A 14,790-nucleotide genomic window follows, 5' to 3' on the forward strand; every position below is an offset into this window, starting at 1 on the left:
CGCAGATATGGAAAGGGAACGGGCCGAAACCGGTCCGTTCCCAAGAGACAATCCGCCCGTCAAAGAGCCTACGATCACCCACGTTTGCGGACGATGAACCAGCCGAGCAGGGCGAACGGAATCGAACACAGCACGAAGATCCACGGCATCATCAGACTGGTATTCGGCGTGGCATGGTCAAGCACGATGCCGGTGATCATCGAACCGAACGAAGCGCCCACGGTACCGGCGGTACTCACCCAGGACAATCCTTCGGTCAGCGACTCTTCAGGCACGGTCTCCTTCACCACCAGATTGCCGGAAGCGAACACCGGCGAAATCGTAAGGCCCGTCAGCACCTCGACGAATCCCATCAGCACCAGATTGCCGAGACAGGCGTGAATCACCACGAATCCGATGGTCATCAACGCAAGGAACATGATCATGTGGCGCCAACGTGAACCTTTGAGTTCGCGCGACCCGAAGAACAGCGCACCGATGCAGGAGCCGAGCGCCAGCATGGCGAGCTGCACGCCGAGCACCGAATCGAGATGCAGGGCCTTCATCACGGCCGTCATGGACGTATCGAATGCGGTGAAGCTCATATTGAACACCACGAACACCATCAGCAGCGGAATCACGCCCGCATAGGTGAGCACATTGCGCTTCCTGCGATTATCGGAGGTCTTGAGCTGCCTCATGCTCAGCTTGTCGGAAGCAGTTCCGGCAACAGCCGCATCAGCATCGGTCGTATTGGCGAAACGCACGTCGGCATCGTCCGCATCGGCGGCGGTCACATTCACCATGCGGATGACCGGCGGCTGCGTATCGCGCAATGCAAAGAACATCGTGCCGCCGATTGCGCTGGCGGCAGTCGGTACGAACAGTTGCGAGACCGGATTCACGGAAGCCGCCAGGAATGCGGCGAGAATCGGGCCGAAAATGAACACGATCTCATCGATGGCGGATTCCAGCGCATATGCGGTGTTGAGCATCTCGCTGTTATCGGTGCGCTCCAGCACGTACGCCCAGCGGGTACGCACAAGTGCGCCGAAAGCGAACTGCGTCAGACCCATCACGACGGCCAGTACGAACAGCAACGGAATCGGTACGCGCACCAAAGCGGCGAATGCGAAGGACAACATGGCCACAACCTGCACCGCGAGCACGAATTTGCCAACTTTGCGTTGGCCGAAGCGGTCAAACAGGCGCGCATAGAACGGCGTCACGGCCGCGGTGGCGAATACGTAGGCCGCGCTCATCACGCCAGCGATGGTCCAATTGTCGTACAGATGATTAAGCGCCAGAATGATGCCCAATCCCATCATCGACATCGGCAGTCGAGCCAATGCGCCGGAGGCGCAGAACGCCTTGGTCCCGGGAATGGAGAACAGCACCGCATACGGAGACTTCGCGGATTTCGCGGATTCCATGGCTTTGCTCATAGACCCGCCACCTCCCCGCGGTAGATGAACATGTCGTCGAACAGCGGCTCCGCTCCGTCAACGCTCGAGACTTCGGCATTACGTTCAGCGATGCGTTCCAGACCTTTATGATCGTAGAAACTCACATCGCAGTCGGAATCGGTGTGCAGGTAAAACGCGTCCACGTTCCATGCGGCGAAATGCTCCTGCATACGGCGCCACAGGCCGCCGCCCACGCCTTGGCCACGCACGTCGGGATTGACGACGAACAACTCCAACTCGCCTAGCGTGGTTTCGTTGGCGCGACTGTTCCTCTCCAAAGCCAGTTCCAATGAAAACGCGTTGTTCAGCCTCTCAAGACGTTTCGCGGCCTCTTCGTGAGCAATGATGCCGCGTTCGATGCCCGCCATCTCGTCGGCGACGTCGATTTCGTCAAGCTGCGGCTGTTCGCCGGCGACACGGATGAAGGTGACGCCCGCCAGCGTGCCGTCGACGGTAAAGGCGGCGTTCGCGAACGTGGTCGGCTGCAGATAATGCAGTACGAAATACCGGGAAATCAGCAGGGACGTTTCAGTACCGGCAAGTTCGCCGTCCTGCGGCCATGTGCGGTCGAACAGTTCGACCACGGCATCCAGGTCATTCCAGCCGATCGGACGATAGATAATCGAATTCGGGTTGTTTCCGGCCGATGTGCCGGTGGTGTTGGTTGCGTCGATCGCAGCCATGATGCAATTGCTCCTTAACTTTCGTTGCGTCCGGCACGTGTGCCCGCCCACACATGCTGCACGAGGGTAGCGGCGTTCCTCCACAACGTTGCCTGCAGTGCGTTACCCTGCAGGCAGGCCGTCACAGCGCGTCGCTTCAACGTTCGGCGCATCGGCACTAGTCGTTGTCGGATTGCTGCGGAATTCCGTAGCTCAACTCGGCAAGGATCTCTTGTTCTGTTTTGTCGAGAGCCTTAAGCTCCCGATCGCCCTCTTTGGGCTCACTCAGATAGTAGAGGCAGGCGTCGATAGAATCCAACGGCACGCCTTCCATCGCTGACAGCAGAATGCGATACATGTCGAGCTGTGCGAGTTTTTCGTCGATTTCGTTACGTTTGCGCGGCCTGTGTCCTGTTTTCCAGTCGACGATGGTGTAGGTCTTCGATTGGTCGTTCGGATCGATGCCACCGAAGAACACCGCGTCGAGTTTGCCATTGACGATGGTGCCGAGTTGCGGTACGTCGACGACGAGCTGCCGTTCCGCCCATGCGGGGTTTCGTTCGGCCCACACCGATTGCACAAGACGATGCCGCCAGTCGAGCAGCTTGCGTTCCTGCGACGCATTGCCAGATTCGCCGGATTGTTCGATACGTACGATTTTCGCTTCATCCTGCGCAAGACCGTTGATGAGATCCGCACGGGAGACGGCATTGCCGACGCCTGCATCGGATTCGGCATCGGCCATGACGAACCGTTCCGCCCATGCGTGCAAACGCGTGCCGAGTTGTGCGGACGGCGAAGCGACGCGCGGAATCGGACGGACCAGACCACGCCAGTACTCACTGGAGGAGCGGTCATCCATCACACCGGCGCGAGCCTGCAGGGAGGTGACGTTCTGGCGGCCGCCTGCGAGAATCCTCTCGCCGCGGACACGGACGGCCGCATCGAAATCAGTTGCGCTATCGCCGGTGTCGGGCATGAGATGTTCGTCACCGACCAGCAGGCGTGCGCGCAACAGCAGCGACTCGTCGACAGGCATCGTCATGTCATCGGCCGATTGGTCGCCGTCATGTCCGTCATACGCACCGGATAGGGCCTGCATGGCCGAACGGACCTGATCGGCCGATGCGGCGAACGTTGTGGCCAGCCGATCGCTCAGACCGCACGGCCACGGCAGATTCCGCTGCTCGGCAGCCGGCTCAAGCGGCGCATTCCAAGCGTCGCCGACCACCGCATCCTCATAGTCGCGGGCATGCTCGCCCACGAAGTAGCCGTCCGGCAGGGGCGCACCGATTGAGGCGAGCGTCTCCACGCCGTCAATCATGTCCGCTGCAACAGCGGAATCGGCAAGATTGCCGGGCTCCCGCGCCACCGAAACGATGCCGTTCATCGAATCGCGTACTTCGCTCCAGAAGTTCGAAGGGCCCCTAACTCCCTGCTTCTTGCCTTCGACTAAACGGGAGTCACGGCTCTCTTCGCTATGCACGCTGAAGGTAAGCAGCACCTCATGCCGGGCGCGGGTCAACGCCACATAGGCGAGCCGCCGTTCGTCGGCGTGCAATCGGCGGCCGTATTCCTCGCTTTGCGTCAGATACAGGCCGGTCGGGTCCATGCCTTCCATATCGTCGATCTGCAGGGAACGTAGGGTTCCGAACACCTCATCGTCAATGGTCTCCGCATCGTCCAGGCTGGCGAGCGCCTCGATCGGGTCGCCGCCGACGAGTGCATCATGCGGGAATCGAGGCAGGATGCCGGCGTCCACACGCACGGGAACGGGCACGGCGGCGGGATTCTGCAGCCAGGTCTTGGCGGTTTCGGCATATTCCGGCGGCGTCCATTCGCCGTTGTTCAGTCCATTGAGGTGTTCCTCGTCGACCGTGACGTTCAGCGAATCGCCTTGGCTGGACGGGAACGTGCCGTCGGACATGCCTACCACGGCTACCGCATCCCATTCGAGGCCTTTCGACTGATGCACGGTCATAAGCATCACGTCAACGGGCGTATCGGGTGCGGTGGCATTGTCATCGGATGCGTCGCGCAAAGAATCCACCCATGACACGAATGCGCGCAGACTGGGCGTGCCTTGGGCCGCGATCTCCTGCATGTATGTGTCGGCGAGGCTCATCACGGCGTCAAGCGGCGACTTGGCAAGCGTCACATTGGAGGTGTCGTTCGGGTGTTGCATGTGTTCGGCGAGCAGCATGTCGATGTCGAGGTTCAGCGCGCCGATGGCCGCGCGCACCACTTCCGGCAGCGGATGACCGTACACGTGCTGCACCTGGCGCAGCATGTCGGCGGCGCGAAGCACGGCTGCCGCTCCCCCGGCGCTGAGTTTGCCGTCGATGAGTTTCGACAGGTCGTCGCGCAGCATGAGGTCGATCAGAAAGACGGCGTTGGGCACTTGGTCACGATATTCGCGCACGATGGCGCGGATTTCGGTTTCGGATGGCATCTTGGCCTGCGCTGCGCCGGTAGCGCTCGAATCGTCCGGTTCGTCCGTCTTGCCGGGAATGATGCCGGCCGCGATAAGCGCACGATACCGATGTGCCGTATTCACGTTTTCCGCGATGGCGGCGAGCGCTTGCAAATCCGCCGCTCCGACGCCGAATCGCGGGGTGGCGAGCAGTCGCATCAGCGATCCGCTGTCGGTGTGATCGCAGATTACGTGCAACAGGGCGAAGATATCCTGTACTTCCGGACGTTCCAGCAACGCCGCCTGGCCGACTACCAGCGTGGTCAGTCCGGCCTGTTTCAATGCATCCTCGTATTTCGGCATCGACTGTTTGGAGCGGAACAGCACGGCCACATGCGGGCGATTGTCTTTCACGCCGCCGGCCAGTGCGGCGTCGGATGGCGTGTGTAGCGCGATCGCATGTTTGGCGAAGCGCACGACGGCGTCGATCTCCTGCCCGAAAGTGGCGAAGCCGAGCACGCCAAGCGTGCCTTCGGGCGCGGTATCGATGTTGGATAGGGCCGGTACGTCCACTTCGCGCATCAACGAACTGCTTAGGCGCCGGACGGGCAACCGTAACGGTTTGGTGAGGTTATTGGCCGCTTCGAGCACCATGCGGGAGTTGCGTCGGGTCACGCTCAAGGCAAACGGCTTGTCGGTCTCGCTCATGCCGAAATCGCGTTGCAGCATGCGGAATGCGCCCGGGCTGGCGCCTCGCCATGCATAGATCGATTGGAATGGGTCGCCGACGGCGTTGACTGCCGATCGACGTGCCGAATCGACGTGGAACAGGGATGCCAATAGCGCGGCCTGCGTGGTGGATGTGTCTTGGTATTCGTCGAGCAGCACATGCGAATACCGTTTGCGATAGGTGGCGCCGATTGACGGGAATCGAGTGACCAGCTGGAACGCGGCGATGGTGAAATCGCTGAATTCCGCCATGTTGCGAGCCCGTTTCTCGGCATTGTAGTCGGCTACGAGGTGCAGCAGCAGGTCACGTTGACGCGTCACGTCGGATAACTGGCTGACCTTGTAGACGCATAGGGCGTGGCATTGTTCGCGGTACTGGCGTTTGCGCGCTTCGAAATCCTCGCCGGATTCCTTTTTCTTTCTCTTCAGAGGTTTGGGGGCCTTAATATCGGCGGGAATCTCTTCGTCCTCGAGTGCCTTGGCCACTTGTGCGACGAATGCTTCATCCCAGGCGCGCACACGCTCCACGGCCTCGTCGAAGCTGGTACAGTCGCCGCCGATCATGGCGCCGGAGATGGCATTGGACAGTGCGAACACCCTGCCGGCGATGGTACCGAACGATGCGAGGTCGCCGTCGAATCGCATGATTTCGTCCATATGCTTGTCGAGCACGGCATAAATCAGCTGCATGGCCCCCGCTTCGCTCAGTGGCTGCGTATTCTGGTCGAAGCCGACGAGCAAACCGTATTGGCGCACGATGGTCTGGAAGAATGCGTCGTATGTGGAGATTTCCGGCTTGAGGAACGCGGCGCCGGCCGATCCGGTCCGGCCACCCTGATTGCTCACCACGGCCGCAGACACGCGGGACAGCAGTTCGGAGGCGGCCTTGCGCGTGAAGGTGAGACCCAGGATCCTTTCCGGCGAAACGCCCTGTTCGATCAGGTTGATGATGCGCCTGGTCATGGTGTAGGTTTTGCCGGATCCCGCGCCTGCGACCACCACCACATCGGCGTATGAGGGGGCCTGAACGACGGCCGCCTGTTCAGGACTGTCGGTGAATTTCGGCGTGCCGCTCATGCCACTCTCCTTTCGAAGACGGTGTTCTGTTCGCCGGCACAGGCCGGGCAGACTGATTTGTTTCTGCATGACTTCACGTGTTTCGATGTCGGCCGTGCGGTGATTCTTATGGCTCGACAGGCGGCCGCCGCATAGAAGACGCGAGCGATCATGGTCAACGACCACACCGCCATTGTGGAGCGCAGTTCCAGGAACTGCCGCCAATGCTCGTCGCTGACCGCTTCGGGGCGTTCAGCACCGTCGAGATCGTCGACGAACAGTTTGTCGAACGTGGGGAGGCAGAACCTGGGCACATATTTGCCCGCATTCAGGCTTCCGTTGGCGAACAGCGCCTGCTGGTGATATGCCTCCTCGCCCTGCGTGCCGCGTGGGGCCGGCGCGGTGGAACACATGACGTGGAACAGGGCGCTCTGCCCGATATTCGGCATGAGTGCAATGGCCTGTGCGCCGCGCGGTCCTTCTTCCGGAAACGCCAATCCCAATTGGTAGCATGCAAGTTGCAAATCGCTGAACATGTCTTGGCCGCTGAGCTGTTTACCGGTCTTGTAGTCGATTAGGCGCACCTGTTCGCCGCCGCCGCTCAGCACGCGTCGTTCCAGCCGGTCGATCCGCCCCGACAGACGTATCGTAAGCCATTCGCTCATGCCGGTTTCCGGCCATCCTCCGACAAGCAGCCCCATCAGAGATATGAGCTCTCCGCGCCCGATCGGATCGACGCCCTCGATCGCGTTGTACGCTTCGAGAACGTCATCGAATCCGAAGCGTGCGGCGAACTGCAGTTCCGGCTCCGCCTCCGTAAGCTTGCCGACTTCGAACTTATCGGCATTTTTGGCGGGGTATCCGCTACGGTTCGAGTTGACGAAATACGTGGCGATGTTACGTAGCGCGTCGACGGCCCGCTCGTCCTTACCGAGTGCCTCGTAACGTTCCTTGGGGTCGGGTATGGCGTTCAGATCGCCACGCAACCGTTCGTATTCGGCCATCATCCACTGCGTGATATTCTCGATGTTCTCCTCGTCGTTCAATGCAGTGTGGTTTTGCGGCAGATCAAGTCCCGCTTCGGTGGCCTTCTGCGCCACCTTGTGGATGAGCGAGCCGAAATTCGTGGCCACGCTACCCATGCGCGGGCCCGCGAAGCGGTTCTCGAGCATCCAGCACACCGGGCAGGCCCACAGGCGGTCCACCGCGGATGGCGACAACGTCACCACATCGGAACGATGGGAATCCCGGGATTCCGAATCATCAGTCTCCGACTGCTTCGCGAACGGCCAATATGCTGGATCGGCGGCCGCAATGCCACGCGAAGCCAGCAGCGCCAACGCAGCGGCCGCATCCTTCGCCTTGGACGAGCCGGCCGGTTCGTCCGCCAGCACGCTGCGCGCAGCCGCGACCAAGCCACGCGGATCGGCATCGAGCCCATTGAACTCGCCGGTACCGCCGACCAACGCATAATCGCGCTGTTCCGGATCGGCGTCGCGTTCGCGGTCAAAGCGTTCCGGCAGATAGCCGTACAGAAAATCGGACGGCACATTGTCGTCATTCAATACGGCGCTCAGCACCGCGCGTTCGTCGGCGCGGGTCAACGCCACAAGAAAGCTCTTCTGCTCGGAGGCGAGCACCGCGGCCAACTGCGCATCCTGGCGGCCCGCCGAAGTGACGATGTCGTCGCGCAGTTCGCCATGCAGCATCACATCCGCCAGGCTCTCTCCGCCGAACAAGGTGTTGCGGGGAGCCAGATTCGGCCATTGGCCCTGTTGCAAGGCCGGCAGGAACACAAGGTTCCAATGCCTTCCGGCCGCACCCGCCGGCGTGGTGAGCGTCACGGCCTGGTCGATCGGTGCGGTGTGCGCCAACGAATCGGCTTCGATGGTGAGCGCACGCACCTGTTCGATGAACGCGCCGATGGTATGTGCGGCCAACACGCCACCCGATTCGTCGCCCGATGCGTAGCTGAACAGGCGCATCGCCGCGTCCAAACGGTCGTTCGCCGCACGGCCTGCCGCGGAATTTTCCAACGATACGCGCTGCCAGATCCGTGCCTTGTCGCAGGCAGTCCACGCGCAATCAAGCACGTATTGCGGTTCACGGGAGATGAGCTTACGTTCCGCTTCGATGGTCTTGTCGAGCACTTTCCACAGGCTCGCAAATGCTTTGGATTGCGGGTCGGCGCCCAGTACGGAGGCGATTGCGTCGAGCACGCGGTCCGTATTGCCTTCCAATAGCAGCACATACAGCGCGTCCACACCAAACGGAAGATCGGACGGATCGACCAAGTCCGCGGAATCAAGCCGTTCCTCCGACATCAGACTGTCGTCTACCGCAATCGTCGGTGTGGCCGAATCCGCCGAATCGGACATCCGTGTCAACTGACGTGAGTTGCGCAAATCGACGACGTAATCCTTCCAATCGGCAATCAAACGCGGCAACAACGCCTGCTTCGCTACGTCGGCCCTGTCCGAATCGTCCAATTCACCGGAATCATCCGATTCCAATACCGCGGCAAGCGAGCCGAGCGCATTCATCGCCGATTCGACGGTCGCCAATCGTGTGGGGCGCCCCTCATGCTGTGCATCGCCGCCGACCGTGATCAGCGGCGAATTCATGATCAGCGCTACGCGCGAACGAATATACGCGCCGGCCGTACGAAGCCCCATCTTCGACGCCGCAATCGTCTGCTTCTTCAGTCCGGCCAGTTCGATCAGTGCGAACAGGCCCTGCACGAATGGCTCGTCCTTCAGCGGGCGGGTCACGCTCGAATAGCGCACAGGCACGCCGTCGGCCCGCAGTCGTTCGCCGAACGTACGCACAGTGTCGTTGTCGTGCGCGATCACAGCCATGTCGTTCCAGTCGCGGGAATGTTGCAGATGCTCGGTTTTGATCCTCCAGACCACGTCATCCAGCTCCTCGACGGCGGAGCGGTACATGGCGGTTCCGATGCTGCCGTCATCTGGCGAAATACCGTCTACGGAGACACCCGTCGGCACCGTTTCGATAGGTAGTGAGCCTGGCAGCGCCGGCATCTTGCCCGGACGACTCGGCAGCGCCTCATCCGTCGGTTCGGTACTGGCGATCGACAAACTCACGCGGCTTGCGGCCAGCGTACGATACGCGGGCTTACGTTGTTCCGTTTCCGTGACGTCGATGCGTTCCAGCCGAGCCCCCAATCGCGATTGCGCCGCGTTGAACAGGTATTCCGGATACGATCCGCGGAACGTCTGTACGGATTCGTCCGGATTGCCGACGAGCAGCAGCCGCACGCCGCGCCCGCGCAAAGCTGCGAGCATGTCGAATCCGGCAAGCGTGGCATCTTGGAAATCGTCGACGATCAGTAACTTCGGCAGATCTTCGATCTCGGCCTGCGTCACGGTGGCGGCCGCATCGACCATGAGCTGCGATGCGTCGAGACGGTATTCGCCCGGATAGGCCGCGCGAATCGCCTCATCGTATTCGGCACGCAACGCAAAGGCGAGACGCCATTGGGTACGCATGCGTTCATGCCGCTCGTTGAGCGTGCCATCCTTACTGGCGGCACGTGCAATCAGCCCATCCTCGAGTTCGGGTTTTGCGCCGATCTCATTCATGCGGGCGAGCATGTCACGCAACTGGTTGGCAAAGGCGTCGGTGGAATCGTCGACCACCATGCCCGACCAGTCGGCCACCGCGAAATACGTGCGCAGCAGGTCGCAGACGGCACATTCGTCACCACGATTCGTATGGTCCACATGCGAGGCGAGCACGCGACGGATGATCATGTCCTGTTCGGCGCCGTTGAGCAGCTTCGGCAAAGGCAGACCCGCACGCGAGCGCACGGCCGTCACGATGCGGAAGGCCACAGCCGGCAATGTGGTGACCGGTCGGGCCTGCGAAATCGCGGACAACTCACGAATCACCCGGTCGCCCAAGTCATCGGCGATCTGCCGGCCCGATACCGTCATCACGGCCTGCGTATCGCCATACCGCCTCATCGCGGCGATCAGCGCACGTAACGCAAATTCGGTTTTGCCGCTGCGGGGCGCTCCCGCGACCAACGTCACATCCGCAAGGTCATCCAAATCCATCATGCCTCCCAAGACTACTCGACCGATTGCGTCCTCACTGTGCACCCACCGGACAAATCGTCAGCGTCACAACGCACGATTCGCAATCACTCCACATCCGGCATCGTCACGGCACCGGCCCACAACTGCAGAGCAAGAGCATCATCGAATATGGCGCCACGGACTCTATCGACCAGCCTCGATGCTGGCTGTTTTGCCACGGACGCGCAGACCGTTGAACATGGCCCGGATTCCGATGAACAGGAGCGTGACGGCGGCCCAGAGAGCGGCCATGCGGACGGTATCCGGCACGGCGGAACCGTTGCACAGCACACCGATGCCGGCAAGACACGGCAGATAGACGCATGCGGTAATGATGCAGGTGACGGCGAGGTAACGATAATCGCCCGCACCGATTAGAATGCCGTCAATCGCCCACATCCAACCGGAAAGCGGCAGCGTTGCACCGACGACGACCATGCCGACCGCAATCAGCATCCGCACCGGCTCCGACGCGGAGAACAGCGGAGGCGCGATCATTCCCAGAACAATCAGGCCTACGCCGATCACGATTCCCGCAACAAGCCCTGCCCGGCCGGCCGCCTTGGTCATACGCAAGGCCTGTTGCGGCCGTTTCGCACCGATCTCCACCGCCACAAGGCTCTGCCCGGCAATGCCTATGGCATCCAGCATGTTCAATACGAAATTCCACGTCGAATTCACGACCTGATAGGCGGCAAGCACCAGTACACCCATGCGTGCCGCCAGCATCACCGTGGCCATCAGACACGCACGTAGGGCAAGCGTGCGGACGAACAACATCAGGCCGTCGCCCATACTCGCCTTCATGCTTCGCACGCGCGGCCGCAGTGAAGCGCCCTCCTGATGAGCCCACAGCAACGCCGGTCCGATCAGCACGACCGCCATGAACCATTGCGCGATCAACGTGCCGACACCGGAGCCGAATACGCCCCAGCCGCATCCAAGGATGAGCGTCACATCCAGAATCGTATTCAAGACGGCACCGGCAATGGCCGCCACCAAGGTAATCGTCACCTTCGCCAGACCGCGGAAGATGCCGTTCGCCGCATATACCAGCAGCATGCCCGGCAAGCCGAACACCACCGCACGCAGATAGGCGACCGCATCATCCAATGCGCCGCCATTCGCGCCCATCCACATGCATATCGGGCGCGCGAACACGAACAGCGCCACGGAAACAACGATGCCGATGGCCAGCGCCAACCATAATCCGCTGATGCCGGCCTCCAATCCCTCGCGCCGTTTGCCCGCACCCATCAGTCTCGCCACGCGGGATGTGGTGCCATAGGCCAGAAAGACGCACAGCCCGGCCACGGTAAGCACTATCGTCGAGCCGACCGATAGGCCCGCCAATGCGCTATCGCCGACATGTCCGACGACGGCGGTGTCGATAAGCGCGAACGCCGGTTCGGCGATCAGCTGTCCGAACGTAGGAATCGCCAATGCAAGAATCCGTCGGTTGACCGACCGTTCCGGCGGCGTACCGGTTATCTTCACGGCATCCGAGGCCATGCCGCCCGCCCGTTCATCATTGGCCATGCCAGACTCCCCGCATCATTGTGGGCTCGACCATCTCAGTCCTCTATGGCATCGACGTAGGGACGCAGTCTCGACAGTAGATGCCGGGCGCTTGTCGTGGCGGATTCATACAGCGCATACAATTCGATCTCGTCATATTGATGCACGATGACGTTGCGCAACGCACGCAGCTCACTCCATGGCAGTTCGGGAGTCTCATTGCGGAATTCGTCCGACAGTTTCCGTGCCGACTCCTGCGCCTGCACCATATCCATGGCCACGGAGTTGAACCGCATATAGTCGCCCTCAAGCTCCTGCGCCGAAGCGACGGCGGAAGCGTCGCGATGCGCACGTTCGAGATGCTCCACAAGACGGATCAGATTCGTCTCGTCCCGGAATCGCTGATCTCCATACTTACGCCGAATCATCATGCCACCCTGATCATATCCGGTTGGATATGCGTGTAGAAACGCCTGCTTGCACGGCTGATCTTCGCATTCCTACGCAACGCGTCCAACGACGTCAACGACACCTCCCTGCCAAACGCCCGTTCCAGATCGCCCTTCAATCCCGCCATCCGCATCATGTCGAGACGGACTCCCTGTGCGGTCACATACAGCAGGTCGACATCGGAGTCGGCGTCCGCCTCACCTCGAGCCACGGAACCATACAGATATACCTCCGCCAGCCCGTATTCCCTGGCGATCCGCTCGATGATGAACTTCACCGTGGTGACATCCACCACACTGTCGGACCGCATCAGCTTGCGCAGCGCCTCATCATAGCGTTGCAGAAAATCCTGCGTCGGATTGCCGACATGCTCCGCCCGGGACAACGCCGACTGCGTCGTACCCATCGCCTCCGCTACCGCCTGTTGGCTTAGCCCGCAATCCATGCGTCGCGCCTTAAGTGAATCAATCATCGCCACACCATCAATATAGCATACATGCTATACTGTGATGATGAAGACGAAACCACTGAGGCCAGCTCTCGGTCATGACGGAGACAATCTTCCCCTTTCCACCCTTCTTCGCGGGTGGCGGAGGAGTGAAAACGGGGACTGCACCGCCACCCGGCACAGATGCCGGCGGCATCACGAAATCGTCGGCAGTCGCATCGAGCACCGTCGCATCGGGCATTGCCGACGCCAACGGATGACCGCAATGCATGCGGCATCCGGAATCGCCTTCATGCTTCGCACCACAGTCGAAGCAAGGCACGCAATCCGCCCTCTTATCCATCACGCCGTGCAGCCAACCCTATTATTCCCCTTCGTGACGGCAAAGCGCCGCCGCATGGAGCATACATACGGCCGAATCGGTATCGACAGGGGTCAGTTGGTGAGGCGCACATCCTAGAGTATCGAGCAGAGTGGCCGCACGACGGCCTAGAGCAGAAGGACAAGGCATGGAGGTTCCACAACCGGTTCCGCCGCGGATACCCGGCTACGATTTCGTGCGACAGTTGGGTGCAGGCTCCGAGGCAACGGTGTATCTGTACCAACAGCGCTCCCCTGCCCGCCCGGTCGCCATCAAGGTGAGCAACAAGTCCTTGGATCCGCGAGCGGCCGCGCGCTTTCGCGCCGAGGCCGATTTCATGGCGCAGATCTCCTCACACCCCTACATCCTTTCGATTTTCGAATCCGGCGTGACCGGCAACGGGCTCGGCTACACCGTATTCGAATTCGCACCCGGCGGCAGCTATCGGGACGCTTTGCGCAAGGTCACGCTCAATGCCGACCAGATACTCGATCTCGGCATCAATCTGGCGAGCGCCCTGTTTACCGCACATCGCAAGGGCATCATCCATCGAGACATCAAGACCAGCAACGTGCTCATCAATGCGCAAGGCATGCCGGTACTGTCGGATTTCGGCATCTCCGCCTCGATTTATGACCATCGCACGACCGGCTTCTCGCTGCCGTGGGCCCCGCCGGAGGTGATTTCCGGAGTCGGCGGAGGCAATGAGGCTTCCGATATCTATTCGCTGGGCGCCACGCTGTTCGCCACGATCACCGGCCGTTCGCCGTACGAATACGCCTATCGTGTATCCAACAAGCAGGAGCTGGCCATGACGGTCGTCAGCAAGCCTCTGCCAAAGCTCAACCGCCCCGAGGTGCCGCCGCAGGTGGAGCAGGTGCTGCGCAAGGCGCTCGACAAGAATCCCGATCAGCGGTATTATTCCGCACTCGATTTCGCCCGCGCCATGCAGCGGGTGCAATACGCGCTGTACGGACATGCCACGCCGACCACGGTGGAAGGCGTGCCACAGTATCCGAAGGACCTCCCCTCACGCCAGGACACGCACGGCACGGATGACGCATCCGACTCCGGCCGCACCAAGACATGGGTGAAACCCGTCGTCATCGGTACGCTCGCAGTGTCCGCAATCACCGTGGTCGCACTGGTATTCGCCTTCATTGTGGCCCCTCGCATGGATTCCGTCTCCGATAACGGCCATGCGCGGATCAGCCCCACCACAAAGGGGTACGGCAATGGCGGCACCGGTACCGATGACGATGAGGATGACGACATCGCCACGACGGTCGTGCCTTCCGTGGAGAACCTCGCCGGCCAATACAACGGCGACAAGGTGAATTTCACTTGGGTGAATCCCGATCCGAAGAAGGGCGATTCCTACGCGTGGTCCATTGTCGGCGATTCCGGGACGAGTACGAACGCGCAGGCGGCCACCACGGAAGATACGCAGGTCGAAGTCCCGGCGGGAGACGGCACACAGACCTGCATTCAGGTGAGCCTGATCCGAGCCGATCGGCGGATGTCGCAGAATCCGACGATCGCCTGCGCGGCCAAGCCGTAACGCACCACCGTCACACCGCATTCGCCACGAGAGAACCGGAGAAGACT

The 14,790-nt window shown here is 61.1% G+C and carries 8 protein-coding genes; 1 reads left to right on the forward strand and 7 read right to left on the reverse strand.

The features are described 5' to 3' along the window. Positions 1 to 74: 74 nt before the first annotated feature. From BBDE_RS08485 to BBDE_RS08515, 7 genes are all read right to left on the reverse strand, one after another. Positions 75 to 1,424, reverse strand: a complete 1,350-nt coding sequence (locus BBDE_RS08485) for an MFS transporter (RefSeq protein WP_003839044.1) — start codon at positions 1,422 to 1,424, stop codon at positions 75 to 77. Next, positions 1,421 to 2,128: a GNAT family N-acetyltransferase gene (locus BBDE_RS08490; protein ID WP_003839042.1), complete on the reverse strand. Its 708-nt coding sequence runs from the start codon at positions 2,126 to 2,128 to the stop codon at positions 1,421 to 1,423. Before BBDE_RS08490 ends, BBDE_RS08485 begins: the two co-directional genes overlap by 4 nt. Positions 2,129 to 2,285: 157 nt before the next feature. After that, positions 2,286 to 6,326, reverse strand: coding sequence for an ATP-dependent DNA helicase (locus tag BBDE_RS08495; RefSeq protein ID WP_003839040.1), 4,041 nt, complete (start codon positions 6,324 to 6,326; stop codon positions 2,286 to 2,288). Further along, complete coding sequence (locus tag BBDE_RS08500) at positions 6,323 to 10,387, reverse strand: PD-(D/E)XK nuclease family protein (RefSeq protein WP_003839038.1); 4,065 nt, start codon at positions 10,385 to 10,387, stop codon at positions 6,323 to 6,325. Before BBDE_RS08500 ends, BBDE_RS08495 begins: the two co-directional genes overlap by 4 nt. Before the next feature lie 162 nt (positions 10,388 to 10,549). Then, positions 10,550 to 11,944 carry an MATE family efflux transporter gene (locus BBDE_RS08505; protein ID WP_003839036.1) on the reverse strand — a complete coding sequence of 465 codons (1,395 nt, stop codon included), beginning with the start codon at positions 11,942 to 11,944 and terminating at the stop codon, positions 10,550 to 10,552. Between the two features lie 35 nt (positions 11,945 to 11,979). Continuing rightward, positions 11,980 to 12,354: a HepT-like ribonuclease domain-containing protein gene (locus BBDE_RS08510; RefSeq protein WP_003839035.1), complete on the reverse strand. Its 375-nt coding sequence runs from the start codon at positions 12,352 to 12,354 to the stop codon at positions 11,980 to 11,982. Beyond that, a complete protein-coding gene (locus tag BBDE_RS08515; protein WP_003839031.1) occupies positions 12,351 to 12,845 on the reverse strand; it encodes a nucleotidyltransferase domain-containing protein in 495 nt (164 codons plus the stop codon). The genes BBDE_RS08510 and BBDE_RS08515 overlap by 4 nt, the downstream gene beginning before the upstream one ends. Before the next feature lie 485 nt (positions 12,846 to 13,330). Here BBDE_RS08515 and BBDE_RS08520 point away from each other — a divergent pair, with 485 nt between their 5' ends. Continuing rightward, positions 13,331 to 14,743, forward strand: coding sequence for a serine/threonine-protein kinase (locus tag BBDE_RS08520; RefSeq protein WP_003839029.1), 1,413 nt, complete (start codon positions 13,331 to 13,333; stop codon positions 14,741 to 14,743). The last annotated feature ends 47 nt before the right edge of the window (positions 14,744 to 14,790 follow it).

This window comes from Bifidobacterium dentium JCM 1195 = DSM 20436 (assembly GCF_001042595.1).
Lineage (GTDB): Bacteria > Actinomycetota > Actinomycetes > Actinomycetales > Bifidobacteriaceae > Bifidobacterium > Bifidobacterium dentium.

Excerpts from the sequence above, each read along its gene's own strand:
- BBDE_RS08510 (WP_003839035.1), bottom strand. The coding sequence starts at position 12,354 with ATGATGATTCGGCGTAAGTATGGAGATCAGCGATTCCGGGACGAGACG.
- BBDE_RS08495 (WP_003839040.1), bottom strand. The coding sequence starts at position 6,326 with ATGAGCGGCACGCCGAAATTCACCGACAGTCCTGAACAGGCGGCCGTC.
- BBDE_RS08520 (WP_003839029.1), top strand. The coding sequence starts at position 13,331 with ATGGAGGTTCCACAACCGGTTCCGCCGCGGATACCCGGCTACGATTTC.
- BBDE_RS08500 (WP_003839038.1), bottom strand. The coding sequence starts at position 10,387 with ATGATGGATTTGGATGACCTTGCGGATGTGACGTTGGTCGCGGGAGCG.
- BBDE_RS08515 (WP_003839031.1), bottom strand. The coding sequence starts at position 12,845 with ATGATTGATTCACTTAAGGCGCGACGCATGGATTGCGGGCTAAGCCAA.
- BBDE_RS08490 (WP_003839042.1), bottom strand. The coding sequence starts at position 2,128 with ATGGCTGCGATCGACGCAACCAACACCACCGGCACATCGGCCGGAAAC.
- BBDE_RS08505 (WP_003839036.1), bottom strand. The coding sequence starts at position 11,944 with ATGGCCAATGATGAACGGGCGGGCGGCATGGCCTCGGATGCCGTGAAG.
- BBDE_RS08485 (WP_003839044.1), bottom strand. The coding sequence starts at position 1,424 with ATGAGCAAAGCCATGGAATCCGCGAAATCCGCGAAGTCTCCGTATGCG.